A 23,115-nucleotide genomic window follows, 5' to 3' on the forward strand; every position below is an offset into this window, starting at 1 on the left:
GCGGGGCGTTTCGCGGAGGCTTGACAGTGCGAGTGATCGGCCTTATGGTCGAGTTTTCTTTGTCTCGCCCGCCGCGAACGATTCCCACCGCCTGGGGCTAACGGGATGCACCGCGAATATCATCCCGCCGACATGCACCGACTGCGTGCGCACGCCTTCGAGGGAGAAGGCGGAGGGGAACCCGGCCGTCGCGAGGATCATCGGGGCCTCTATGCCCTGACGACCATCCTGGGGTTGCTGATCGGCGGGGACATCCTCTTCGCGTACCTCGGCCTGGAGTCCTGGAGGGCCCCGGCGGGCATCTCGCTGGTCAAGGCCGCCGCGATCCTGGGGGGGATCCGCATCGTCTACGGGGCCCTTGAGGCCCTCGCCCAGAAGCGCATCGGCGCCGATCTCGCGCTGGCCCAGGCGTGCATCGCCGCGTTGGTGATCGGCCAGCCGTTCGTCGCCGCCGAGGTCGTCTTCATCGCGTTGGTGGGGGAGGTCCTTGAGGCCCTCACCTTCGAGCGGACCCAACGCGCGATCCATCGCCTGCTCGATCAGGCCCCGCGCACGGCTCGAATACGCCGCGACGGCCGGGAGCACGAGATCGAGGCCCGGTATGTCGCCGAGGGGGACACGGTCATCGTCCGGCCCGGCGAGCGGATCCCGGTGGACGGGCCGGTCCTCGTCGGGCGATCCTCCGTGGACCAGGCGGCGCTCACGGGGGAGTCGCACCCGGTCGACAAGGGGGTCGGAGACCCGGCCTTCTCGGGCACGATCAACCAGTTCGGCGTCCTGGAGATCCGGGCGGAGAAGGTCGGCCACGAAACGACCCTGGGCCAGGTGTTGCGCCTGGTAGCCGAGGCGCAGCAGCGCAAGGCTCCGATCCAGAAGACGGCCGACCGGCTCGCCGGCTACTTCCTCCCGGTCGTCGAGAGTGTCGCCGCCCTGACGCTAATTTTCGGGTACCTCCTGCGCTGGCCCGACGTCTGGATGAGGACGGTCGCCGTGCTGGTGGTGGCCTGCCCGTGTGCCCTGGTCCTGGCCACGCCGGCCGCCATCCTCGCGAGCATGGCCTGGCTGGCGCGGCATGGCATCCTCATCAAGGGGGGCGAGGCGCTCGAACGGCTGGCCGCCTGCGACACGTTCGCGTTCGACAAGACCGGCACCCTGACACTGGGCCGGCCCGAGGTCACGAGCCTCGTCCCGCTCGACGGCTGGACCGAGGCCGAGATCCTGACCCTCGCCGCGATCGCCGAGTCGTCGAACCCGCATCCGCTGGCCGTGGCGATCGTCGAGGAAGCCCGTCGGCGCGGCCTGAAACCGGGGACCGCCACCGAGGTCCTCGCCCAGCCCGGGGCGGGGGTCTCGTCCCGCTGCCAGCTCGACGCCGGGGGCTCGATCGCGGTCCTCGTGGGCAATCAGCGGCTCTTGAATGAACATGCGATCGAGATTTCAAACGAGGCGGCCGACGCCCTCCAGGCCCTCGACGCCCGCGGCGATACACCGCTTTTGGTCGCGGTCGAGGGGAAGCTCGCGGGCATCCTCGGGGCGCGCGACCGGATCCGCCCCGAGGCCCAGGGGGTCGTCTCCGAGCTGAAAGCCCTGGGCTTCCGCGAGGTCGCCATCCTGACCGGCGACCGCGCCGCGGCGGCCGAGGTCGTCGCCAGGAAGACGCAGGCCACGAGCGTCGAGGCGGGCCTGCTCCCCGCCGACAAGGCGCACTGGGTCCAGGAACGTCAATCGGCCGGCAAGCGCGTGGCGATGGTCGGGGATGGGATCAACGACGCCCCGGCGCTCGCGGGGGCCCACGTCGGGATCGCCCTCGGCGGGATCGGGGCCGACCTCGCGGCCGAGGCCGGCGACTTCGTCGTGCTCGGCGAACCCCTGGCCTGGCTCCCGGAACTCGTGCAGCTCTCGCGATCGACGGTCGCCGTCATCCGCCAGAACATCCTCATCTTTGCATTCACATTGAACGCTGTTGCGATGGGGCTGGCCGCCCTGGGGATCCTGGGGCCGGTGCCGGCGGCGATCCTGCACCAGGCGGGGTCGCTGCTCGTCCTGCTGAACGCCATGAGGCTCCTGGCGTTCGGGGAATGGAGACGACTCAGGCCCTTCCATCGGATCAACTCGCTCCTCGAATGGATGGCAAGGATCGACGACCGCCTCGATCCGACGGATTACCTGGGTCGCCTGCTCTCGCACTGGCGAGGTTTCGTCGCCCTGATGGTTGCAGTGCTAATCGCCCTGGGCCTGACCTCGGGCTGGACGGCCATAGGCCCTGGCGAGGTGGGGCTCGTCCAGCGGCAGGGGCGTTACTTGCGGGCGCTGGAGCCGGGACTCCACCTGCGCTGGCCCCCGCCGTTCGAGCGCGTGGTCCGGCTCCGGCCCGATCGGCTGAGGAGCCTCGAACTCGGCTTCCGCTCGAACGAAGGAGGCGACTCGGGGCCGGTGCGGTGGGAGTCGCGGCACGACCGAGGCGCCGTCGCCCGAGCCGAGGACGAGTCCCTCCTGCTCACGGGCGATGGCCAGCTCGTCGAGCTCGCCGCGACGGCGCAGTACCGGCTCGATACATCAAAGCCCGAGTCGCTGCGATCCTACGCCTTCGCCATCGCCGAGCCCGACCGCGCATTGCGTCCTCTCGGCGAATCGGCGATCCGCGCGGTCGTGGGGCGTCTGACGCTCAACGATTTGCTGACCACGGGGCGACAATCCGCCGAGAAATCGGCCGTGAGCTTGCTCCAGGAGCGGGCGGATCGCTACGGCATGGGGCTGTTCATCGCGGGGGTCGAATTCCAGGATGTTCATCCCCCGCTGCCGGTGGTGGACGCCTACCGCGACGTCTCCCGGGCCGAGAGCGAACGGGCCAAGCGCGACAACGACGGCAAGGCCTACGAGGCCAAGGTCGTCGCCGAGGCCCAAGGCCGTGCCGACGCACTCCGCAACCAGGCCCTCGCCGCGATGTCTTCGCGTGTGACCCGTGCAGACGCGGAGTCGAGCACCTTCCTCGACCTGCTCTCCGCTCGTTCGACGGCCCCCGCGCTGACCGACCTCCGGCTCTATTGGGAGCGGATCGAGGAGTCGCTCGCTGGCAAGTCGAAGGTCGTCACGGAGCCCGACTCCACCGGCCGACGGATCCGGATGATCCCCGACCTCCCCTTCGAGGGCCGGGCCCTCGCCCCCGAGCCTAATCCCACCCCCGACCCCTCGGCTCGGAGAACGCCATGAACGCGATCGCCCCGGCCATCCGCCTGCGATTCACCCTGGCCCAGTTGCTGTCCCTGGTCATCCTGAGCACCCTCTGCATGGCCCCGCTGATGGCCTCGCTCAAGTCGGGGAAGGGAATGCTCATCCTCGCGGCCGTCACGCTCGACGTCTTCATCGCCCCGATGATCGAGACGGTCATCGTGATGGCCTATGTCCGCTCGCCCGAGCGTCGCGATTGGATCGTCCGAGCAATCTGGGTGATCCCCGCGCTGTTCGTGGGGGCCTTCCTGACCGTCCTGGTTCCGATCCTGCTGTTCGTCAACGACCCGTTCTCGCGCTGAGGTTTGCCTCGCGAGCCGCAACAGAATCTGTCGAGCTTCCCCGAGACCTCCGCAATGACACGCCCCTTCCGCTGGCTGACTGCCCTCATCGTGCTCGGCCTCGTCGCGCTCTTCGGTTTCCGAGGTTGGGTCATCGTCGACGAGACCGAGTACGCGGTGATCACCGACTTCGGCCGGATCGTGAAGGTCTACGGGGCGGAGCCGGGGTTGCACGCCAAATGGCCCTGGCAGTCGGTGGAGACCATCGACCGCCGACTCCAGGTGTTCGACCCGCCCCCTCGCGAGATGATCACGGGGGATAAGCGGAACCTCGAGGTCTCCAGCTACGTCGTCTGGCGCGTGGCCGACGCCGTCCGCTTCCTACGCTCGGCGGCGACCCTCGAGACGGCGGAAGCCCGCCTCAACGAGCGGGTGACCGCCGCACTGAGTCATGCGGTAGGGAGCCGCGAACTCCGGACGCTCGCCTCCACCGATCCAAAGGTCTGGAAGCTCGACGCGATCACCGAGGAGGTCCGCACGAGCATCGCCCCGGGCGCCCGCGAGGAACTCGGGGTCGAGGTCGTCGACGTGAGGCTCCGTCGCTTCAACCATCCGACGGAAGTCCGGCCCGCGATCTTCGAGCTGATCAGGAGCGAGCGGAAGCAGGTCGCGGCGAGCCTCCGGGCCGAGGGCGAGGCCCGCTACCTCTCCCTCACGAGCCAGGCCGACCGCCAGCGCGACACCATCCTCGCCGAGGCCGAGGCGGAGGCCGAGCGGATCAGGGGCCAGGCCGAATCCGAGTCGACCCGGATCTACAACAAGGCCCACTCCCAGGACCCGAAGTTCTACGAGTTCGTGCGGACGCTCGAGTCGTACCGGGCCTTACTCGACGAAAAGGCTACCGTCGTCCTCTCGTCCGCGAGTCCGCTGCTCCGGCTCCTGACTCAAGGGCCCTCCGAGGACCTACTCCGGGGTCCCGCCCGCGATAAGGCGGCGGTGACGCCCTCGCCGACTGAGACAAAGCCATGAGCCGGAACGTATTCCGCTGGCTCCTCGCGTCATTCGTCCTGGCGGCGATCGCCTACGGGCTGTCGGGGGTCGTCGTGGTCGCCCCCGGCGAGGTGGCCGTGGTCCGCAGGTTCGGCCGGGCGCTGGCGAGGCCCTTGCCGCCGGGTCCGCACTGGTTGCTCCCCGCGTGGATCGACCGGATCACGCGAGTCCGCACCGACACCGTGCGACGGCTCGAAGTCGGGCTCGTCGGCACGCCGGGGCCCGACGCCCTCGCCGACGACGGAGAATACATCACCGGCGACCTGAACATGCTGCGTGCGTCTGGCGTCGTGCAGTACCGGGTATCCGACCCCATCGCGTTCACCCTCCGAGCCAAAGAGCTCGAACCGATCCTCACGCGGTTGATCGAATCGACCTTGAGCCGATCCCTGGCGCGAGTGTCCATCGACCTCGCGCTCCGGTCGGGCCGGGCCGAGATCGCCCGCGAGATGGAAGGGGAGCTCTCCCAGGCCGCCGCACGCTATGGCCTGGGGATCTCGATCCTGGGCGTGAGCCTCACCGAGGCCCGGCCCCCCGTCGAGGTCGCGCCCGACTTCGCCTCGGCCCAAGCCGCCCAGAGCGAACGCGACGGCCGGATCCGCGAGGCCCAGACTTACGAGGCGACGGCTTTGACAGGTGCCAGGGCCTCGGCCCTGGCCACGAAGGAGAAGGCCAAATCACGGGCCGACCGCTCGCTCGCACTGGCGAAGGCCCGCGCAGCCCGTTTCGAGACGCTGCTGGCCGAGGCCTCGGGCTGGAGGCGATTGACGATCCGTCGGCTCTACCTCGACACCTTGCGAGAGCTCTGGCCGAAGGCCAAGCGCAAGATCATCACGAGCCCCGACGAGCCGGTCGACCTCAGCATCCTCGACGACACTCGTCAGTAAGGCTCAGCGCCCGCCTCGAGGGCGCTGACCGCCCCCCGATGGACGCGACCGCGGCTGGGACGATCCCGACTCTTCCCAGGCATCGAGGTCGCACCAGGGGCCTCGGCTCCGGAACGTGGGTAGCGGGAGGCTGTTGGCGGCGTTGAGGGCCTCGGAGCGGGTGAGGCCGTCGCGACGGATCGCCGTGCCCCGGAAGATGCGGAGGCCCCGGCTGCGCGCCAGGATCTCGCGCCGGGAGCGGCCCTCGGGGGCGTCGGGCCAGGGGTCGGGATGTTCCGCAAACTCGAAGAAGACCGGGATGACCTTCTTGATGAATTCCCAGTAGTCGGGGTTATCCGTCTGGATGACGAAGAGCCCGCCGGGCGCGAGGCCCCTGTGGAGGTCGGCGAGGAATTTCGGGGCGACCAGGCGCAGGTGGGCGCGGCGAGGGTCGTGGTAGGGTTGCGGGTGATAGAGGTGGGCCTCGGCCAGGCTCCCCTCGGGCACGTATTCGGAGACGAAGGACTGGCCGTCCCTGACGGCGAACCGGACGTGATGGAGGCCTCGCTGATTCCCGCGCCGGGTCGCGTAGCGGATCACGACGGGGAGCAGGTCGATGCCGATGTGGTCGCACTCGGGGCGATTGAGGGCACTCAGGAGGGTATAGCGGCCGTTGCCGCAGCCGAGTTCGAGGACGACGGGGGCCTTCCTGCCGAAGATACCTTCCCAGTCGAGCGGGCCCGAGGGGGGCAGGTGCTTGATGGCCGTCCTGGCCCACTGGTCTTCGGGGAGGATCTGCCCGGGGATGGGGACGCCGAACTCCGTCTCGATTTCGCCGGGGACTGGCATAACTCGTCGTCCTCTCTCGCGGTCGGCCGATGATCCGTCGGGGCTCGCCTCGGATGGCGGGGACTTTATCGCCCCCGTCCCGAAGGTCGCGTGCCGGTCCGACCCCCGAGATCAGGATAAAGCTGAGCCCGGGGGCCAGGATCGACTCGATCATACGACCTGCTTGGAGGAGACATCCAGATCGACCCTGTGGGTTTGCTTCCGCTTCCGCTCGACCCGATCCTCGCGGCACCTCCAGAGCTGCCAGATCCCGATCACGACGCCGAGCGAGAGGGCGGGCCTGGCGGCCTTCGTCGCCTCGGGGTCCTCGCCGCTCGACGGGGCCGGGGGCGGGACCTCCATCGGCTGATCGGGGGTGGCCGGGAGCGTCCCGGGCGCCTGTCCCGCCTCGGGGACGACGGGGGCCTTGTCCCGCTTGGAGTCGAGAGTCTGCCCGGCCTTCAGGTCGGCCTTGCCGGGGTCGGCCTTGCCGGGGTCGGCCTTCGGGGTCGCGGCCTTCGCGTGGGCGTTCGTCCCCGTCGTCGCCTGCGTGCGGTCCGCCTTGCGACGGTTCACGACCGACCGGGCGAGCGGCTGGTCCTCGGTGGCCGACCGGAGGAAGAGCGTCCCGCGCGGCTCGGGGAGCGACTGCCCGAGCGAGGCGCCCGCGATGGTCGACTCCGACGTGCTGGTCGCCGAGGCGGTCGTCGTGCTGGTGCTCGTGCTGGAGTTCGTCTCAGTGGTCGAGGTGGGGACCACCGTGAAGACCGCCGTGGACTGGCTCGCGGTCGTGGTGGTGGTTGTGGTCGTCGTGGTCGTGCTGGTCGAGGTCGAGGTCGAGGTCGGCGTCGTGAACTGGCGGGGGCCGGGGCCGTGAGGCCCGCTATGGGGCGGAGGCTGCGTCGGGCCGTCGTGCGTCGAGCCCGAGCTGCCAGAGCTACCGGAAGACGTCGTGCCGGTGGTCGTGGTGGTCGTCGTGGTGGCGGAGGCCAGGAACGTGGCAAGGCTGCTGGCCTTGGGACTGCCAAGGCCGGTGACGAGGTCGTAGCCGCGGCCGGCCTGGTAGTACGCGTTGTAGCCGGTGGTGATGTCGTTGAAGTAGGTCGACGGGGTCGACTGATACTCGGTCGCGGCCTTGCTGTAGAGCAGGCTCAGCGTGTCCTGCGAGTCGAGCGAGGAGAGCCCGGAGAGGGACCGACCCTGGTCGGCGATCGCGACGAGGGCCGACCATTGCGGGGCCCCGGCGCTGGTGCCGCCGACCTCGAACCAGCCCGACTGGCCGGACACGCCCAGCGAGTCATACACGGCGTAGCCGTTGGTGGCGCTGGCGTCGTACGAGACGTCGGGGGTCGAACGCGCCGGGAGTTGGTTGCCGAAGACCGACGTCTGATAGCTCGGGGTCGACTCGTACTGACTGAGCCCGCCGCCGCTGCCTTGCGAGTAGTAGCCGCTCCAGGCGGTCTCACCCTGGTAGGTGCCGGTGGTCGAGGCGGAGAGCGTGGTGCCGCCGACGCTGACGACGTTGGGCGAGGCCGCGGGCCACTCGGCCCCCGAGATGCCCCCCGAGTCGCCCGAGGAGGCCACGAAGGTGACGCCGGGGACGTTGAAAAGGGAGTCGAGCGAGGTCTCGCCCAAGAATTCGCCGGTTCCCCAGCTCATCGAGACGACGTTCGCCTGGGTGGAGGCGTACTTCACCGCGGCCGTCAGGTCGCTCAGGCTGCTGGAATTCGCCTCGACGAGCAGGATCTTGGCGCCAGGGGCCATCGCGTGGGCCCACTCGACGTCGAGCGAGATTTCCAGGGCCCAGCCGGCGTCGGTGGCCGGGAGCGAGGTCGTGCTGCCGGACTGGTTCACGACGGTCAGGCTGGCGGAGGGGAGGTTGTACTGGCTGTCGAACTTCGCGAGGTCGGCGGCGATGTTCGGGTCGTTGTAGGCGTCGACGATGGCGATGGTCTCGCCGGTGCCGTCCCCCTTGACCGATTTCGTTCCCGAGTTGAATACGATCTGGCTGAAGCCGTATGCTTGGCTCACCTGGCTCGGGGTCAGGCTCCCGGCGACCGGGCTCGAGACGACCGTCGTCCCCGTGGAGCCGAGGCCGCTGCGGTCGGCCGCGACCGACGGGGCCACCACGATATCGCTGAGGGATGTGAGGAGATGACGAGACTCCATCGACTCGACCCGAGGAACGTTCCCCCTCCGTGTCCGCGTGCGGACGGAGGCGCACCCGCGCCCTCCCTGCGTCTTCGTTCGGCGCATGGCAGACCCTTGTTGTCGTTCTGGTGATGCGTGACTCGGCGGCCGGACACCGCGAATCGCATTCGCGGCTGCTAATCCGACCGAAGGCCAGCCGATCCTCGCGACGGGGGGGGGTCGAGGAAACGGTGCGACATGAATGCACCCATACGTCGGGTGCATTCCAAGGTTAGCCCGCTCTCGAAGGTTATTCAAGGAGAAGTTCGGGGTGGCTATGACGAATGCCGTAAAGTTTCCTTAACCCCGAGAGCGGTCACGAGTGCCGATATAGGCCCCCATCGATGAACGTCCAACGGGACCCTTGACATCCAATTTCGAGGACATGATCTGATGTCGAATCCTTCCATGATTCATGCGTTGATGGCCCTCATCGCCGAGCGCAAGGCGAACCCCCCGGCCGAGCGTTCCTACGTCGTCTCGCTGATCCAGTCGGGCGACGCCAAGATCCTGGGCAAGATCGCCGAGGAGACCGCCGAGGTCATCGAGGCCGCCGCCGAACCTGGCGAAGAAGGGCGGGCCCACCTCGTCAAGGAGGCCGCCGACCTGATCTTCCACGCCCTCGTCCTACTGGGCCGACACGACGTGGCCTGGGGCGACGTGGAGGCCGAGCTGGCCCGCCGATTCGGGATCAGCGGGATCGTGGAGAAGGAGTCGCGCGCCTCGAAGTGAGCCCGCCCCAGGCTCGGCGCGGGCCGGCGGGCGCAAAGGTCCTGTTGTGGCTCGTCGGCTCGAACGTGTACGATGGTGCGGTGAACCAAGTTCGGGCCTCCTTGATTTCGGGAACGCGGGCGCATGGGTAGTCGGGTCGTCCTGGCGATGAGTGGCGGAGTCGACAGTTCCGTCGCGGCGCACCTGCTCAAGGAGCAGGGGCATGAGGTGATCGGCCTCTTCATGCGCACGGGTGCTCATGAAGGGGGACTCGAGCGCCGGGCGAAGACCTGCTGCAGCGCCACTGACGCCGTCGACGCCCAGAACGTGGCGGACCGGCTCGACATCCCCTTCTACGCCCTCGACTTCGAGCGAGACTTCAGCCGAATCATGGACCAGTTCGCCGACGAGTATGCCGCCGGCCGGACGCCCAACCCCTGCGTGATGTGCAACATCTGGCTCAAGTTCGGCAAGCTCTGGTCGTACGGAAAGCAGGTCGGCGCCGACTTCGTGGCGACAGGGCACTACGCCGGGATCGTGAACGACGCCGACTCGGCACCGAGGATCGCCCGCGCCCAGGATCGCTCCAAGGATCAGTCCTACGTCCTGTTCGGGCTGCGCCGCGAGTTGCTGCCGCACGTCCTCTTCCCGGTCGGGCACCTGCCCAAGTCCGAGATCCGGGAACTGGCGAAGGACCTCGGCCTCCCCGTTCACGACAAGCCCGATAGCCAGGAGATCTGCTTCGTCCCCGACGACGACTACCTCGAGTTCGTCCGCAACCGCCGCCCCGACCTCGACACGAAGGGGGATATCGTGGACGAGGATGGCAAGGTCGTCGGCAGCCACGCGGGGATCGAGGGGTTCACGATCGGCCAGCGCCGGGGGCTCGGCATCGCCGTGGGCGCCCCGCGTTACGTCGTCGAGATCGAGCCGATGAGCCGGACGGTCACGATCGGCGGCAGGGGCTCGCTCGAGAAGCGCGTCCTGGAGGCCTCGAGGTTCAACTGGCAAGGGCCCATGCCCGACGGCCCGATCACCTGCGACGCCCAGATCCGGGCCAGGCACACTGCTGCGCCCGCGACGGTCCATCCGGTCGGCTCCGACAAGGTTCGTGTTGTTTTCGAGCAACCTCAGTCCGCGATCACCCCCGGCCAGGTCGTCGCCCTCTACCAGGGGGATATGGTCCTCGGCGGCGGTTGGATCGACCGCGCCCTCGACGAACTCCCCCCCGGCTGAGTCCTGCCCGCCAGCCTGAGCCTGCTGCGTCCCTACTTTCCCAGCCTCGACGACGGTGTCATTGGAGTTGCCACGATGCTAACCGTGGGCATGTATTACGACGTGCTGCCAGACAAGGTGGACCTTTTCACCACGAAGTTCCAGGATGTTTTGAGATTACTCGAGACAATTCCCGGGCATTCGACCAGCTTCCTCTATCAGCGCGTGGACGACCCGCTCTCGTACGCGATCCTCAGCGAGTGGAGCGACGAGAAGGCCTTCCGCGACTTCATCCGCTCGGCCGCCTTCCACCAGGTCACGTCCTGGGGCAAGGAGCAGGTCCTCCGCTCGGCCCCTCGCCACAAGGTCTACCCCCGGACCGAGGACGTCGGCCGCCCTTCCTGAACTCGGATTGCCAAGTTTGCGTGTAGGAAATAGGATTTCCTCACCGTGCCGCAGGGAAGAGCCCGCAGATATGCCAAACTGTTCAATTTCCCTGGCTTACGGCCTAGACATCCTCAATTCCACATCCCGAGTCCCGAGGCCGCAACGCGAGGGACGACGAAAGGGAGCCTGGGGCGATCAATGGCTCAGCTTAGCCTTATACTTCCGGTGACCCCGCGTGTATCCCCGGCGGTTGAGCCGATCCGTGATCTCTGCTCGAACCTGAACGCCCTGGGGCATACGGTCGACTGCATCATCTCCCTCGACCCTGGCGCGGTCTCGGACCCAAAATTTGCGGATACGGGATGGAGCGTCTGCACGGCCAAGAATCCGGGGCTGTCCGCGGCGGCCGTCGCGGGGCTGGCGCAGGCGCAAGGTGACGTCCTGCTGCTCCTCGATGGCACCAGGAATTACTCGATCGAGGATCTCAAACGGGTCATCGAGCCGGTCGTCCAGAATGAGGCCGACCTCGTCATCTCGAGCCCGAGGGTCGAAGGCGGGAAGGGGACTCGCTGGCCTCTCCAGAAGCCGGTCGGCACCCTGTCTCGACGCCTGCTCGGCACGTCTGACCCGCTCTCGGGGCTCGTCGCGATCTCGCCGAAGCTGCTGGCGACCACCGAGTTCTTCCCGATCGGCTCCCTCTTCGCGCTGGAACTAGCGATCCGGGTCGATGCCCGGCGCCTCGACGTACCGCTCTCGAGGGCGGTCGGCTCCCCGCACCGGCACTGGTCGATCGACGACCTCCGGTTCGCCAAGCGCTTGTCGGAGGAGCGTTTCGGCAACTTCTCGCGGCTGATCCAGTTCTGCCTCGTGGGCGCCTCGGGGATGATCGTCGACCTGAGCTGCTACGCCCTCTTCCAGTGGCTCCTGTCGAAGACCTCGCTGGCCTCGGCGCAGATGCCCCTGATCGGCGGGCCGCTGACGCTGGCCGTGGCGGCCGCCCTGGCGATCGGGATCGCCCTGACCTGGAACTTCTCGCTCAATCGCCGGCTCACATTCAGTTATGCCCGGGGCGAGTCGATCCTCAAGCAATTCTTCGCTTATGCGTTGAGCAACGCCCTCGGGATCGTCCTGAGCTACTCGCTGCGGCTGCTCCTGCCCCGGCACGTCGGCTACTTCCAGCGCCACAAGCTCGCCGCCGCGCTGGTCGGCATCGTCTGCGCGACGGGCATCAGCTTCTCGATGGCCCGCTGGTTCGTCTTCGCCAGGCGGCACAACTCGGACATGCCCGAGGCCACCGGGGTCGTCGAGGCCAAGGTCGTCGAGGCGGTCCCCGCTTCTCGAGAAGCCGGCGATTCGACTTCCAGTTACACCTCGCCCCGCAACCTGTCGGCCTCGGCGCTCGAGGCGCTCTGACCCTCGGAGTCCGTCGAGGTCGTTCCCTCCGGCGCGAGGAACTGCAACGGTTCGTCTCGGGTCGGGGGGGCCGGGCGTCGTCGAGGGCGGCGGGCGTACTGATTGAACATGACGGCGACGAACACGACCAGCGCGCCCAGGGCGATCGCCCAGTCGAGCTGGTTCGATCGTTTCCGGGGAGCCGGCGCGGCGGGACTTTGCGCGCCGGCCTTCGGCGGTTGGCTCCCCACGATGAGCGGGGCACCCCGCACGGCGTCGCCCCCTTCGTAGCGGACCTTCTTGAGGTACATCCCCGCGAATTGGAGCGTGCCGGTCTTCGGCAGGTCGATTCCCTTCTCATCGGGGAAGACGACGCAGAAGGGGTCTCCCGCCGGCGAAATGAGCCAGGCCTCGGTCAGCGAGGGGAAGGTGCCGAACGGCGGCTGATGGAAGCGGCGGGCGAGCCGGCCTTCCACCTGCACGAATTTGCCCTCGAATTCAGCGCCGCGGAACCAGAGGTCGCGGAAGGTGACCCGACTCGGGGGCGTCTTCGGCCGGTTCGACTCCGTGAGTGCCGCGCGGTACGCGGGCAAGTCGACGAGTTCGAGTTTGGAATCGGCGAGGAGCCGGGCGGCGGCGAGGTTCGAGATCGCCAGGGCGAGGCTCGCGATCGCCTTGCGTCGGGTCATGGTATGGTCTTCGTCGCGGGAGAGTCGGGCTGAAACTCGCTCGAAGGATTGGCGAGGCGGATCGTGGTCGCCCCCGCGCTCGAGATCGCGGCGACGAGGCGCGCGGCCTCTTCATAGCGTAAGGCGTCGTCGGCCGCGAGCCTGACGCGGAGCGGACGGCCTTCGAGGACCTTGACGTAGCGCTGGAGCCGTTCGCCCAGCGTCGAGACGTCGGGGATGGCGAGTTCGCCCAGGCGAAGACCCTTCAGGTCGCCGAGCTCATTGGCCTCGGCCCTGACGAAGAGGTCGTTCTCGAGGTCGGTATCCACCCGCCTGGCCGGGTTGGGCCGGGCCGTCCCCTTCGTCTCGCCCGGCAGGGCCAGGGGTGTGGCGGGGAGGTCGAGGTCGATGTGGGTTTCGAGCGAGGGGGACTGGAAGGTCAGCACGAAGAAGGCCAGGAGCTGGAAGGCCATGTCGAGCATCGGCGTGACGGGGAACTGGACCCCCTCGTCGGGCTTGTGCCGGACCTTCGGCTTACCATGCGGGTAACTCATCGCTCTTGGCCTCGCATGACGACCAGCGTGAAGTGGGCGAATCCGCGTTCCTGGGCGATCGCGAGCGTCCGGCGGACCTTCCCATAAGGGACGTCGCGGTCGGCCCTGATGATGACGACCGTCTGGATCTCGAGCGTCGGACCTCCGAGCGTCTCCTGGCCGGCGACCCGACGCTTGCCTTGTTCGGCCCACCAGGCGTCGGCAGCGTCGCCGTCGATCGCGCCCGAGTCGAGCAGGATCTTCCCCTCGCGATCCATGAGCACGACCAGGCGGTCGAGGCTCAGGTCCTTGCCCGGCAGCGCCGCGGGCGCGATCGGGAGCCGGATGTCCTTCGTCGCCCCCTCGAGCTTCGAGCCGAAGTGGATCAGCATCATGAAGAACGTGATGAGCTGGAGCACGACGTCGAGCAACGGCGTCAAATTCAGGTTGAAGACCTCTTCGCCACGGTTCCAGGGTTTGCGGGGCATGGCGAATTCTCGCAGGGCCTCTCGGCCGTTGTCTTCGGGCGACTTGACGCGTTGAGGGGCGTGGACGACGAGGAACCGGGACAACCTCCGCAACCGCATCTTCAGGGATCGAAGCGGTCCGCGCGGGCGATCACTTCTCGTAAGGGGGCAGGGCGGTGGTCGGCCTGGGCGCCGCGACGACCGGCGCGGTCGAGGCGGAGGCCAGCGGGTGCAGCGACCGGATGCCGGGGGCGAACTGCTCCAGGAGCGTCTCTGAGGTCAGGGCCACCTCGAGCGAGATCCGGGCGATCCGGTTCCGGAAGAGCGAGTGGAAGTAGATCGCGGGGATCGACAGCGCGATCCCTTCCAGCGTGGCGAAGAGTGCCGTCGAGATCCCCTCGGCGAGCTGACTCGCCTGGGGCGAACCGCCGGCCGTCGCGATCACGCGAAAGCTCATGATCATGCCATAGACCGTCCCCACCAGCCCGATCATGGGGCCGAGGGTGCCGACCGTCGCCAGGTAGGTCGTCTGGTGCTCGAGCTCCATGGTGGCGTCTTCGTTGGCCATCTCCATCGAGCGTTGCGCGGGGCCGGCCCCCGACGGCAGCTTGCGGACGCCGGCGCCCAGGACCCTGGCCAGGAACGACGTGTTCACGACGAGCCGCTGGTAGGCCTCCTCATACAGCTTCTGGCCGAGGAGGTTGCTCAGTTCGTTGAGCAGCGACGCGGGGATGGCCACCGATCGCCGGCACTGGAAGGCCATCCAGGCGACGAGGGCGATCAGGTAGAAGGACATCACCGCGATGATGAGGCCCATCGGCCACGAGGCGCGCATCATCCAGTGGAGGAAGGACTCGGAGCCTTCGGCCTGGGCCGCCGCGGCCGCGGCAGCCTCCGGGGCCTGGGCCGCTTCCTGCGCGAAGGCCGGGGCGAAGACGCCCAGGCCCATCAAGATGGCGATGGCGATCAGCGTGTGTCGGAAAGTCGAAGACATGGGACGACGAACTCCCCGGCCGGCATGAGCAAGCGCACACGCGAGGCACCAAGGTCTTAATCGGCAGGTCCGATCCCGGGCAACGGGCTCAGCTTAGCCGATACCCCCATCGTCGACAACTCCACCAATCCATCCCACCGTCCCATAAATACGGCTCTCCTATGCGAGCAGGAAAGACGGGTAAGTGAGAGCGCCGCGCGGGGCGTATCACCGGCCGCTCCTCGACACTTGCGACGGCCCATTGGGACTGCTCTAATCCTTCTCCGTCCGTTCTTCCCGCCTTCTCATCCTCCCGCCGGAGTTCGTCATGCCGAGACGCCGGACGTCCATTCTCAGGGGTGCAGGGCTCGCCGCCCTCCTCCTCGGATCCCAGGGCTCCCTCCCCGCCGCCGAGCCGAAGCCGATCGAGGCTTCCGTCGCCAAGGCCCTCGCCAAGGAAGTCATCGGCCCCCGCCAGACCCAGGCCGAGGTCGCCGACTATTGCGAGACGGCCATCCCCGCGATGCCTCGCCTCACGACCGTCGCCGACTGGGAGGCCTACGCCCGGGAGGTCCGGTCGAAGGTCTTCGACCAGGTCATCTTCCGGGGCGAGGCCGAGCGCTGGCGCGACGCCAAGGGGCGCGTCGAGTGGTTCGAGACCCTCAAGGGGGGCCCCGGCTATCGGATCAAGAGGCTCCGCTACGAGGCGCTCCCCGGGCTCTGGATCCCGGCCCTGCTGTACGAGCCGGAGAAGCTCGAGGGGAAGGTCCCCGTCGTCCTCGACGTCAACGGCCACGAGAAGGTCGGGAAGTCGGCCGACTACAAACAGGCGATCTGCATCAACCAGGCCAAGCGCGGGATGCTCGCCCTGAACATCGAGTGGTTCGAGATGGGCCAGCTCACGGGGGGCTATCGACATGACCTCATCAACCACATCGACCTCACCGGGACGTCCGGCATCGCCGCCCACTATCTCGCGATGACCCGGGGGATCGACGTCCTCCTCGCCCACGAGCACGCCGACCCGACCCGCGTCGCGGTGACGGGGCTCTCCGGCGGCGGCTGGCAGACCATCTTCGTGAGCGCCTTCGACACCAGAGTGACGCTGGCCGACCCCGTCGCCGGCTATTCGAGCTTCCGGACCCGCGCCCGCGTCCTGAGCGACCTGGGCGACTCGGAGCAGACCCCCTGCGACCTCGCGACGGTGACCGACTACGCGACGATGACGGCGATGCTCGCCCCCAGGGCCGCCCTCCTCACCTTCAACGCGACGGACAACTGCTGCTTCGCGGCAGGCCACGCCCTCCCGCCGCTCCTGGAAGCCGCCAAGCCCGTCTATCAGCTCTACAACAAGGCGGACCGCCTCCGCTCGCACGTGAACACCGACCCCGGCACGCACAACTACCTCGTCGACAACCGCCAGGCCTTCTACCGGATGGCCGGCGACCAGTTCTACAAGGGGGACAGCAGCTACGACCCGAAGGAGATCCCGTCCGACTCCGAGCTGAAGTCGGCCGAGGAGCTCTCCGTCCCCCTGCCCAAGGACAACGCCACCTTCCACAGCCTCGCGCTCAGCCTGAGCGAGAAGACCCCGGCCATCGCGAACCTCCCGAAGGATGACGACGGCGCCCAGGCCTGGGGCGACTCGCATCGCGCCAAGCTCCGCGACCTCGTCCGGTTCAAGAGCTACAAGGTCCAGGTCGTGTCCAAGTCCGAAGCCGAGGAGGCGGGCATCCGCACGACCCACTGGCGCCTGAAGGTCGGGGAATGGTCGGTGCCGGCCGTCGAGTTCGTGAAGGGCAAGCCCGAAGGGGCGACGGTCATCCTCGGCGACTCCGGTCGCAAGGGGCTCTCGAAGGAGATCGCGAGCCGTCTCGAGAAGGCCGAGGCCGCCCGCTTCGTGGCGATCGACCCGTTCTACCTCGGCGAGGCGAGCGTGAACGATCACGGCTACCTCTACGCCCTCTTGCTGAGCGCGGTGGGAGACCGGCCGCTCGGGTTGCAGGCGAGCGAGGTCATCGCCGTCGCGGGCTGGATCAAGGAGGCCCGGGGGCTCAACTCGATCGACATCGAGGCGTTCGGTCCCCGGACGAGCCTCATCGCCCTCGTCGCAGGAGCCCTGGGAGTCGACGAGATCGCCAAGGTGACGCTCACCGACTCGCTCGGCAGCCTCCGCGAGCCGATCGAGTCGAACATGGTCTACAACGACGCCCCCGAGATCTTCTGCTTCGGCCTTTTGAGGCAGTTCGACATCCCGACCCTCGCGGCGCTCGTGGCCCCTCGCCCCGTGACCTTCGAGCATCAGTCCGACCGCCTGAAGACGACGATCAAGGATCTGGCCGCCTGGTACGCCCACTGGGACTCGAAGTCCAAGCCCTGATCCCGGCGCAACCCACTCTCACGCCCGAGAACGCGACGGAGGCAGTGCACGCCGGGAAACCGGCCTGCCTGCCTCCGCGTTCGTTTCGCGTTCGTCCTCGGTGCTGATCAGACGGCGGCGCCGCTGAAGAGTGGGGCGATGACCTGGCCTCGGTTCAGCTCAAGGGGTCGGCCCAGGGGATCCATGACCATGCTCGACGGGTCGACACCGAGGACGCTGTAGATCGTCGCGCCGAGGTCGGACGGATAGAAGCCCCGGGTCGCCGGATAGGCGCCGATCTTGTCCGACTTGCCGATGAACTGGCCGCCCCGAACCCCCGCGCCGGCGAAGAGGGCGGAGAAGACCCCCGACCAGTGGTCGCGGCCGACCTTCGCCGGGTTCGTGCTGCCGACGTTGGGAACGAGCTTCGGCGTGCGGCCGAACTCGCCCACCATCACGACAAGCGTGTCGTCGATGAGGCCGGTGGCGTTCAGGTCGTCGAGTAAGGCCGAGACGGCCTGGTCGAGCGGGGGCAGGAGCCTGGTCTTGAGCTGCTCGCAGTTGTCGTTGTGCGTGTCCCAGTTGTTCATCGAGCCCATGTTGGCCTGGATGATCGGGACCCCGGCCTGCACGAGCCTCCTGGACAGCAGCAACGACTGGCCGAAGAGGTGTCGCCCATAGCGGTCGCGGACCCGCGGATCCTCGCGCTCGAGGGCGAAGGCCCGCTTGACCTTGCCCGAGGTCAGCATGGTGAATGCCTTGTCCTGCAGGCCGCCGAACTCGTTCCTCGACGACATGCCGTCGATCCGGGCGTGCTGGCCGTCGATCTCCTGCAGGAGCGCCCGGCGATTCCCGAGCTGGTCGGCGGTCAGGCCGACGGGGAGCGTCAGGGACTCGATCTGGAAATTGGCCGCGCTCGGGTCCTGGGTGATGTGCCAGGGGTCGAACTTCGACCCGAGCAGCCCGGCGTTCTGGCCCGAGAAGCCGTAGCCGTTATTCAGGTACGTCGGCAGCATGACCCCGTTGGGGATCCCGTCGTTGCGGGGCCGGACGAAGTCGAGCCCCGACGCATAGCAGGGCCAGTCCGACCTCGACGCCATGTGGGTCGAGCCCGGCGGCATCTTGTCGATGCCGGTCAGCACCATGTGGGTCCCGTGCTCGTGGCTCGGGATCTCGTGCGTCATCGACCGGATCACCGCGTATTGATCGGCGCGCGAGGCGAGTTGGGGGAGATGCTCGCAGATCGAGACCCCCGGCAGTTTGGTCGGGATCGGCTGGAAGCCACCCCGGACCTCGGCGGGCGCCTCAGGCTTCATGTCGAACGTGTCTATGTGGCTCGGTGCGCCGGTCAGGAAGATCAGGATGACCGACTTCCCCCGACGCGGCATGACCTCCGCATTCGCCCTCGCCTGCCCGCCGAGCAGGCTGGGCAGACCCATCCCCATGAGCCCCGAGAAACCGACCTGGAGCAATTCGCGGCGATGGAAACCGATGGAATGCGAATGTCCACGCACGGAGAGTCTTCGATCCACGGTTCACCTCGCGATCACGGACGGCGGGATACTGCGGAGACCCTCCTTTATGCCCCATAAAGCCGATTTGTTCAACAGAAATCAAATTCGGTTCTTTGCGCGTCGGGAGGCTGGAGGAAACAGGCAACTACGGACCTGGAGTTCGGCGTACCGACCGACTCAACCCTGCGGTCTCATTGCCGACATCTCCGGGTTCGGAACGGGTTCGGGCGGCTCAGTGACCCGACTGCGGCGCGACGAGGACCTTGCCGGCGGCCTCGGCACCGAGGGCGACCGTGCGGTTCTCGAGCCGGATGACCAGCGCGCCGGACTCGGGCCGGTTCTCGGCGAGCTCTCCCGAGGCGTTCAGGTCGAGGCCGCACTCGGTCAGATACCGGAGAAAGGCGGGGTCCTGGTCGACGACCCGGACGACCCGGAAGGACTGCCCACGGGGGAGCTTGGCCAGGGGGGTCCCCTCGATCTCGGCGAGCGAGCCGTCCGCCGTGGGGATTGGGTCGCCGTGCGGGTCGACCGCCGGATGCCCGAGGAAAGCGTCGATCCGGTCGATCAGGCGCTCGGAGGCCGCATGCTCCATGTGCTCGGCCTCCTCGTGGACCTCATCCCAGGGCATGTCCAGCGTCTTGACCAGGAAGAGCTCCAGGAGGCGATGGCGGCGGATGACCTTCATCGCCAGGCGCTGGCCGGACTCGGTGAGGCGGGCCCCTTCATAGGGGGTGTATGTGGCGAGACTCGCCTCGGAGAGGGTCTTGAGCATCCCGGTCACGGTCCCGGGAGAGACCCCCAAGGCGTGCGCGAGGACCCCCGTCGCCACCGCGGAATGCCCCCCGTCGCGGGCGGCGATCTGGGCGATGGCCTTCACGTAGTTCTCGACGGTCAAACTCGCCACGAAGAACCGCCTCCTCCAGGGGAAGGTCGTCGTCCGCCGACGGACGACCTATTTCTCGCTCCGGCTTGCACCCATGGTACGCAAGAGCCGGGTGGGTGGGGAAGGAACCAACGCCGAGATCGTCCTAAATCTCGAATTGCACGCAAGTTCGGCTCACAAGAGAGGGGCTCGATCGGCCTACCTACGCTCGATCCCGGACTCGACGCCCGGGCCCTGGAGCCGGACTTGTGTGCATACGATGCAAGCATCCCGCCCCGCGAGACGCATGTCAGCTCGACCCATTCGAGGCGGGGTCGGGCGTCAATCGAAGTCCTCGGGCTCTCCCTCGTCTTCGCCCTCATTATTCTCGAGGGTCTCGATCGTGGTCAGGCCGGTGGGCTCGCCGATCCGGAGCCAGATCGCCTTGAGGTAGGACCCTTCGAGGGCTTCCAGGCCGATCGGGTGATCGGGAGAGGCCCCGGTCACGTTCAGGACCTGGACCGAGCGCCTGGCCTTCCTCGCGGCGGCCCGCAGGAGGATCAGGAACTCCTCGGCGGAGAGCAGGCCGGAGCAGGAGCAGGTCAGGAGCAGGCCCCCGGGCTCGACCAGGGACATGGCGAGGACGTTGAGGTCGAAGTACTTGCGCTTGCCGGCCGAGATGTCGAGCCGGCCGGGGATCAGCTTGGGAGGGTCGAGCACCACGACGCCGTACGAGCGGCCGTTGACCACCATCTGCCGCATGTAGCTGAAGGCGTCGGCATGCACGAAGGTCGGCCGGACCTGGTTCAGGTTGCCGTTGTCGCGGGCCCAGCCGATGGCCTTCTCGTCGAGGTCGACGCAGGTGACCTCGCTGGCCTTGCCCCGGGCGAGCGCCGCGACGCCGAAGCCGCCGGAGTAGCAGCAGAGGTCGAGCACCGTGCGGCCGGGGGTGAACCGGGTCAGGGCGAGCCGGTTCTCGCGCTGATCGCAGAAGAAGCCGGTCTTGTGGCTCCCCTCGAAGTTCACCCGGTAGCGGACGCCGTTCTCGTGGATCGTGACCCGAGGGGGGAGCTTGGGGCTGATCACCGGCCTGCCGGGGAAGTCCTCGGCAAGGGCGATCCGCTCGTCGACCTGGACCCGGAAGTGCTTCGTCCCCAGGCGTTCCGAGAAGATCTCGAGGATCGGCCCGATCCGCTGATACATCCCCAGACTGAAGATTTCGACCGAGAGCACGTCGTCGAACCGGTCCATGATGAGGCCCGAGAGGCCGTCCCCTTCGGCGTGGACGACCCGATAGGCGTTCGTCACCTCGTCGAGGCCGAGGGCCTCGCGGCGGAGCGAGATCGCCCGCTCGGCCCGATGGACCCAGAAGTCGGCGCCAGGCGCATCGACCCCCTGGGCCAGGAGCCGGATATTGATCTGGGATCGGCTGTTCCAGAGCCCGAAGCCGACCGGGAGCCGGTCGCGGTCGACGACGCGGACGAGGTCGCCGTCGGAGGGGCGCAGGTGGCCGACCGTGCTGACCACCATCTTGCGGTAGACGAAAGGATGATGCCCGGCGGCGCGGATGGAGACGATCGGCAGGTCCCCGTCGACGTCGAGCGGGCGGTCGGGGACCCCCGCGAGGAAGTTGGACGGCTCGTTCTGGCGGTACGGGGGTCCGCCCTGGTCGTATCCCCCGCGTCGAGGCGGCTGGTTGGGTCTCGGGTGGTCGGGTCTTGGCAAGGGACGCCTCGGGTCGTCTCGGGAAAATAGGCGGATCGTCGGGGGATCTATCGTCGCTATCCACAGAGCATCGCGGCTGATTTCCCCCTCGTAACCGCGGGAAAATCAGCCGTGCAAGGTCTCGGGAAAATTCCCCGGACCGGGATCGTGTCATGAGATCGACGGGGCGAGGGCCTCGCGAGCCCCGGCGTCAATTCTCGTCGAATTCCTCGCCATCATCGTCATCGTCGGGGCCGACCGTGCCGGTGCGCTCGAGTCGTCGCAGGCGGACGAGCAGGGCGGTGGCGTAGCGTTGCACGGCGAGCTGCTTCGTCATCACCGCCTCGTTGGCGGCCTCGAGGGGGATCGTCGCCAGGATCCGGTGGGACGCGAGCAGACTCTCCCAGCCGATCTTGAGGGTTCCTCGGGCCGCCTGAGGGTTCTCCCTGGACAACCGAAGCGCCTGCCTCGCCTTCTTCATTCCCGCCTGCGCCTGCTGGAGTTGACGAAGCGCGGTGCCTGGGCTCATCTCGGGCATGGAAACTCCTCGGAACCATCGTGAGAAAACATTGCCAATTGGCGGGCAAGAGAACACGATATCGTAGTCCAGACCCGGTTCGTCCTTCAATTCGGATTCGGAATTCCTCGATGAATGAAGAGCTTCCCCTCGAGCCCGACGCCGCAGAAACGGTGGTCACGACCCAGTCCGCCCCCCGGGCCGAGGAAGTCGTGGAGACGAAGACGCGGCGGCAGCCGCCGTACAATGTCATCGTCCTGAACGACGAGGATCACACGTTCGAATATGTCATCGGGATGCTCATGAAATTATTCGGCCACTCGATGGCGACGTCGGAGGAGCTGGCCCACCGCATCGACAAGGAAGGCCGCGCCATCGTCTACACGACCCATCTCGAGAAGGCCGAGCTGAAATGCGACCAGGTCATCACCTACGGCCCCGACCCCCGCAACGAGAAGCCGCACGGCCCGCTCGGCTGCTACATCGAGCCCGCGCCCGGCGCCTGACCCGAGTCACCGGAGGGCGTCGGCGAGCCCGGTGGTGATATCCGGATAGATCAAGTCCACCCCGAGCCCTTGCCGGAGCCGACGGTTGGAGATCCGCTTGTTCGAGGCGTCACGCCTGGCCTCGGGGCTCCCCGGGGCCGGGGTCTCGAACCTCGGAGGCGGGGCGTCGAGCAGACTCGCGGCGAGCCCGTAATACTCGCCACGGTGCACGGGGCGATCGTCGCAGACGAGGTAGCAAGCCTCGGGCTGCTGCGCATCGAGTGCGGCGACGACGGCCTGCGCCGCATCGTCGATGTGGACGAGGTTGAGGAACTTCTCGGGATCCCCCGCGATCGGCTCCCCGCCGCAGAGCGCCGCCCGCCTGACGATCCGCCCTGGTCCGTACAGGCCGGCGAAGCGGAGGACGACGGCCGAATGACTCGCGTCGGCCTGGGCCCGGATGAGTTTCTCGGCATCGAGGCAGACCTGCCCCGATTCGTGGGTCGGTTCCGCCGGCGAGTCCTCCGTCACCCAACTCCCGTCAGACTGGCCGTAGACCCCCGTCGAGCTCGCGTAGACGAGCCGCTCGTATCGGCCGACCCTCGCGTCGAGGAACGCCCGCAGGCCGTCGACGTAGACCGACCGCATCGAGGCGCCGGCCTTGCGGTCGAAGCCGACGCAGTAGACGATCCGCTCGGCATCCGGGATCGCCTGGAGCGACTCGGCCGAGAGCACATCCGCGATTTGCGGCTCGATCCCGAGTTCGGCGAGTTGGGCCGCACGCTCGGGGGATCGGACCGTCCCCAGGACCCGTTCGCCCGAGGCGATCAGCCGGCGGCCGACGACCTGGCCCAGGTAGCCGCAGCCCACGATCAGGGTGGTCAA

Annotated in this window: 21 protein-coding genes; 10 read left to right on the forward strand and 11 right to left on the reverse strand. The window is 67.9% G+C overall.

Features of this window, described 5'->3' with window-relative positions; all coding sequences use genetic code 11:
- The first annotated feature begins 105 nt into the window (after positions 1 to 105).
- From ACOYYX_RS10870 to hflK, 4 genes are read left to right on the forward strand one after another with little or no spacing between them, the layout of a single operon-like run.
- Entirely contained in the window at positions 106 to 3,210 is a 3,105-nt protein-coding gene (locus tag ACOYYX_RS10870) for a cation-translocating P-type ATPase family protein (RefSeq protein ID WP_422929947.1), read from the forward strand.
- Complete coding sequence (locus tag ACOYYX_RS10875) at positions 3,207 to 3,530, forward strand: hypothetical protein (RefSeq protein ID WP_422929948.1); 324 nt, start codon at positions 3,207 to 3,209, stop codon at positions 3,528 to 3,530. The genes ACOYYX_RS10870 and ACOYYX_RS10875 overlap by 4 nt, the downstream gene beginning before the upstream one ends.
- Before the next feature lie 54 nt (positions 3,531 to 3,584).
- Positions 3,585 to 4,538, forward strand: a complete 954-nt coding sequence (gene hflC, locus ACOYYX_RS10880; RefSeq protein WP_422929949.1) for a protease modulator HflC — start codon at positions 3,585 to 3,587, stop codon at positions 4,536 to 4,538.
- Positions 4,535 to 5,446: a protease modulator HflK gene (gene hflK / locus ACOYYX_RS10885; protein WP_422929950.1), complete on the forward strand. Its 912-nt coding sequence runs from the start codon at positions 4,535 to 4,537 to the stop codon at positions 5,444 to 5,446. The genes hflC and hflK overlap by 4 nt, the downstream gene beginning before the upstream one ends.
- A 3-nt stretch (positions 5,447 to 5,449) precedes the next feature.
- Here the strand turns inward: hflK and trmB are convergent, their stop codons facing one another.
- Positions 5,450 to 6,274 carry a tRNA (guanine(46)-N(7))-methyltransferase TrmB gene (gene trmB, locus ACOYYX_RS10890; RefSeq protein WP_422929951.1) on the reverse strand — a complete coding sequence of 275 codons (825 nt, stop codon included), beginning with the start codon at positions 6,272 to 6,274 and terminating at the stop codon, positions 5,450 to 5,452.
- Between the two features lie 150 nt (positions 6,275 to 6,424).
- On the reverse strand, positions 6,425 to 8,422 hold the full coding sequence (locus tag ACOYYX_RS10895) for a hypothetical protein (RefSeq protein ID WP_422929952.1): 1,998 nt from the start codon (positions 8,420 to 8,422) through the stop codon (positions 6,425 to 6,427).
- 414 nt (positions 8,423 to 8,836) lie between these two features.
- Here ACOYYX_RS10895 and ACOYYX_RS10900 point away from each other — a divergent pair, with 414 nt between their 5' ends.
- The 4 genes from ACOYYX_RS10900 (at position 8,837) to ACOYYX_RS10915 (ending at position 12,169) form a co-directional block, all read left to right on the forward strand.
- Positions 8,837 to 9,175 (forward strand): phosphoribosyl-ATP diphosphatase, encoded by a 339-nt coding sequence (locus ACOYYX_RS10900; protein WP_422929953.1) that lies wholly within the window; start codon positions 8,837 to 8,839, stop codon positions 9,173 to 9,175.
- A gap of 123 nt (positions 9,176 to 9,298) precedes the next feature.
- Entirely contained in the window at positions 9,299 to 10,390 is a 1,092-nt protein-coding gene (gene mnmA, locus ACOYYX_RS10905) for a tRNA 2-thiouridine(34) synthase MnmA (protein ID WP_422929954.1), read from the forward strand.
- Positions 10,391 to 10,465: 75 nt separating this feature from the next.
- Positions 10,466 to 10,774 carry an antibiotic biosynthesis monooxygenase family protein gene (locus tag ACOYYX_RS10910; protein WP_422929955.1) on the forward strand — a complete coding sequence of 103 codons (309 nt, stop codon included), beginning with the start codon at positions 10,466 to 10,468 and terminating at the stop codon, positions 10,772 to 10,774.
- 180 nt (positions 10,775 to 10,954) lie between these two features.
- Positions 10,955 to 12,169, forward strand: coding sequence for a GtrA family protein (locus ACOYYX_RS10915; RefSeq protein ID WP_422929956.1), 1,215 nt, complete (start codon positions 10,955 to 10,957; stop codon positions 12,167 to 12,169).
- Here the strand turns inward: ACOYYX_RS10915 and ACOYYX_RS10920 are convergent.
- The 4 genes from ACOYYX_RS10920 to ACOYYX_RS10935 are packed head-to-tail and all read right to left on the reverse strand — an operon-like array spanning position 12,121 to position 14,810.
- Positions 12,121 to 12,837 carry a hypothetical protein gene (locus ACOYYX_RS10920; RefSeq protein ID WP_422929957.1) on the reverse strand — a complete coding sequence of 239 codons (717 nt, stop codon included), beginning with the start codon at positions 12,835 to 12,837 and terminating at the stop codon, positions 12,121 to 12,123. The two genes, ACOYYX_RS10915 and ACOYYX_RS10920, sit on opposite strands and share 49 nt — an antisense overlap.
- Complete coding sequence (locus ACOYYX_RS10925; RefSeq protein ID WP_422929958.1) at positions 12,834 to 13,370, reverse strand: ExbD/TolR family protein; 537 nt, start codon at positions 13,368 to 13,370, stop codon at positions 12,834 to 12,836. The genes ACOYYX_RS10920 and ACOYYX_RS10925 overlap by 4 nt, the downstream gene beginning before the upstream one ends.
- Positions 13,367 to 13,936 carry an ExbD/TolR family protein gene (locus ACOYYX_RS10930; RefSeq protein ID WP_422929959.1) on the reverse strand — a complete coding sequence of 190 codons (570 nt, stop codon included), beginning with the start codon at positions 13,934 to 13,936 and terminating at the stop codon, positions 13,367 to 13,369. Before ACOYYX_RS10930 ends, ACOYYX_RS10925 begins: the two co-directional genes overlap by 4 nt.
- 31 nt (positions 13,937 to 13,967) lie before the next feature.
- Positions 13,968 to 14,810 (reverse strand): MotA/TolQ/ExbB proton channel family protein, encoded by an 843-nt coding sequence (locus ACOYYX_RS10935; protein ID WP_422929960.1) that lies wholly within the window; start codon positions 14,808 to 14,810, stop codon positions 13,968 to 13,970.
- A 307-nt stretch (positions 14,811 to 15,117) separates the two neighbouring features.
- Here ACOYYX_RS10935 and ACOYYX_RS10940 point away from each other — a divergent pair, with 307 nt between their 5' ends.
- Positions 15,118 to 17,169, forward strand: coding sequence for an alpha/beta hydrolase family protein (locus ACOYYX_RS10940; RefSeq protein ID WP_422929961.1), 2,052 nt, complete (start codon positions 15,118 to 15,120; stop codon positions 17,167 to 17,169).
- 107 nt (positions 17,170 to 17,276) lie between these two features.
- Here the strand turns inward: ACOYYX_RS10940 and ACOYYX_RS10945 are convergent, their stop codons facing one another.
- The 4 genes from ACOYYX_RS10945 to ACOYYX_RS10960 form a co-directional block, all read right to left on the reverse strand.
- Positions 17,277 to 18,662 (reverse strand): DUF1501 domain-containing protein, encoded by a 1,386-nt coding sequence (locus ACOYYX_RS10945; RefSeq protein WP_422929962.1) that lies wholly within the window; start codon positions 18,660 to 18,662, stop codon positions 17,277 to 17,279.
- 232 nt (positions 18,663 to 18,894) lie between these two features.
- Positions 18,895 to 19,566, reverse strand: a complete 672-nt coding sequence (locus tag ACOYYX_RS10950) for a metal-dependent transcriptional regulator (protein ID WP_422929963.1) — start codon at positions 19,564 to 19,566, stop codon at positions 18,895 to 18,897.
- Positions 19,567 to 19,866: 300 nt separating this feature from the next.
- The gene (locus ACOYYX_RS10955; RefSeq protein WP_422929964.1) at positions 19,867 to 21,249 is read right to left on the reverse strand and encodes a class I SAM-dependent rRNA methyltransferase; all 1,383 of its coding nucleotides are present in this window, start codon (positions 21,247 to 21,249) and stop codon (positions 19,867 to 19,869) included.
- Positions 21,250 to 21,439: 190 nt separating this feature from the next.
- A complete protein-coding gene (locus ACOYYX_RS10960; RefSeq protein ID WP_422929965.1) occupies positions 21,440 to 21,766 on the reverse strand; it encodes a hypothetical protein in 327 nt (108 codons plus the stop codon).
- 110 nt (positions 21,767 to 21,876) lie between these two features.
- On the opposite strand from ACOYYX_RS10960, the gene ACOYYX_RS10965 reads away from it, so the two are divergent.
- A complete protein-coding gene (locus tag ACOYYX_RS10965) occupies positions 21,877 to 22,251 on the forward strand; it encodes an ATP-dependent Clp protease adaptor ClpS (RefSeq protein ID WP_422929966.1) in 375 nt (124 codons plus the stop codon).
- Positions 22,252 to 22,257: 6 nt separating this feature from the next.
- Here ACOYYX_RS10965 and ACOYYX_RS10970 read toward each other — a convergent pair whose 3' ends face one another.
- Entirely contained in the window at positions 22,258 to 23,115 is an 858-nt protein-coding gene (locus ACOYYX_RS10970) for an SDR family oxidoreductase (protein WP_422929967.1), read from the reverse strand.

The sequence above is a fragment of the Singulisphaera chitinilytica genome, assembly GCF_049331405.1.
Taxonomy (GTDB): Bacteria; Planctomycetota; Planctomycetia; order Isosphaerales; family Isosphaeraceae; genus PoT.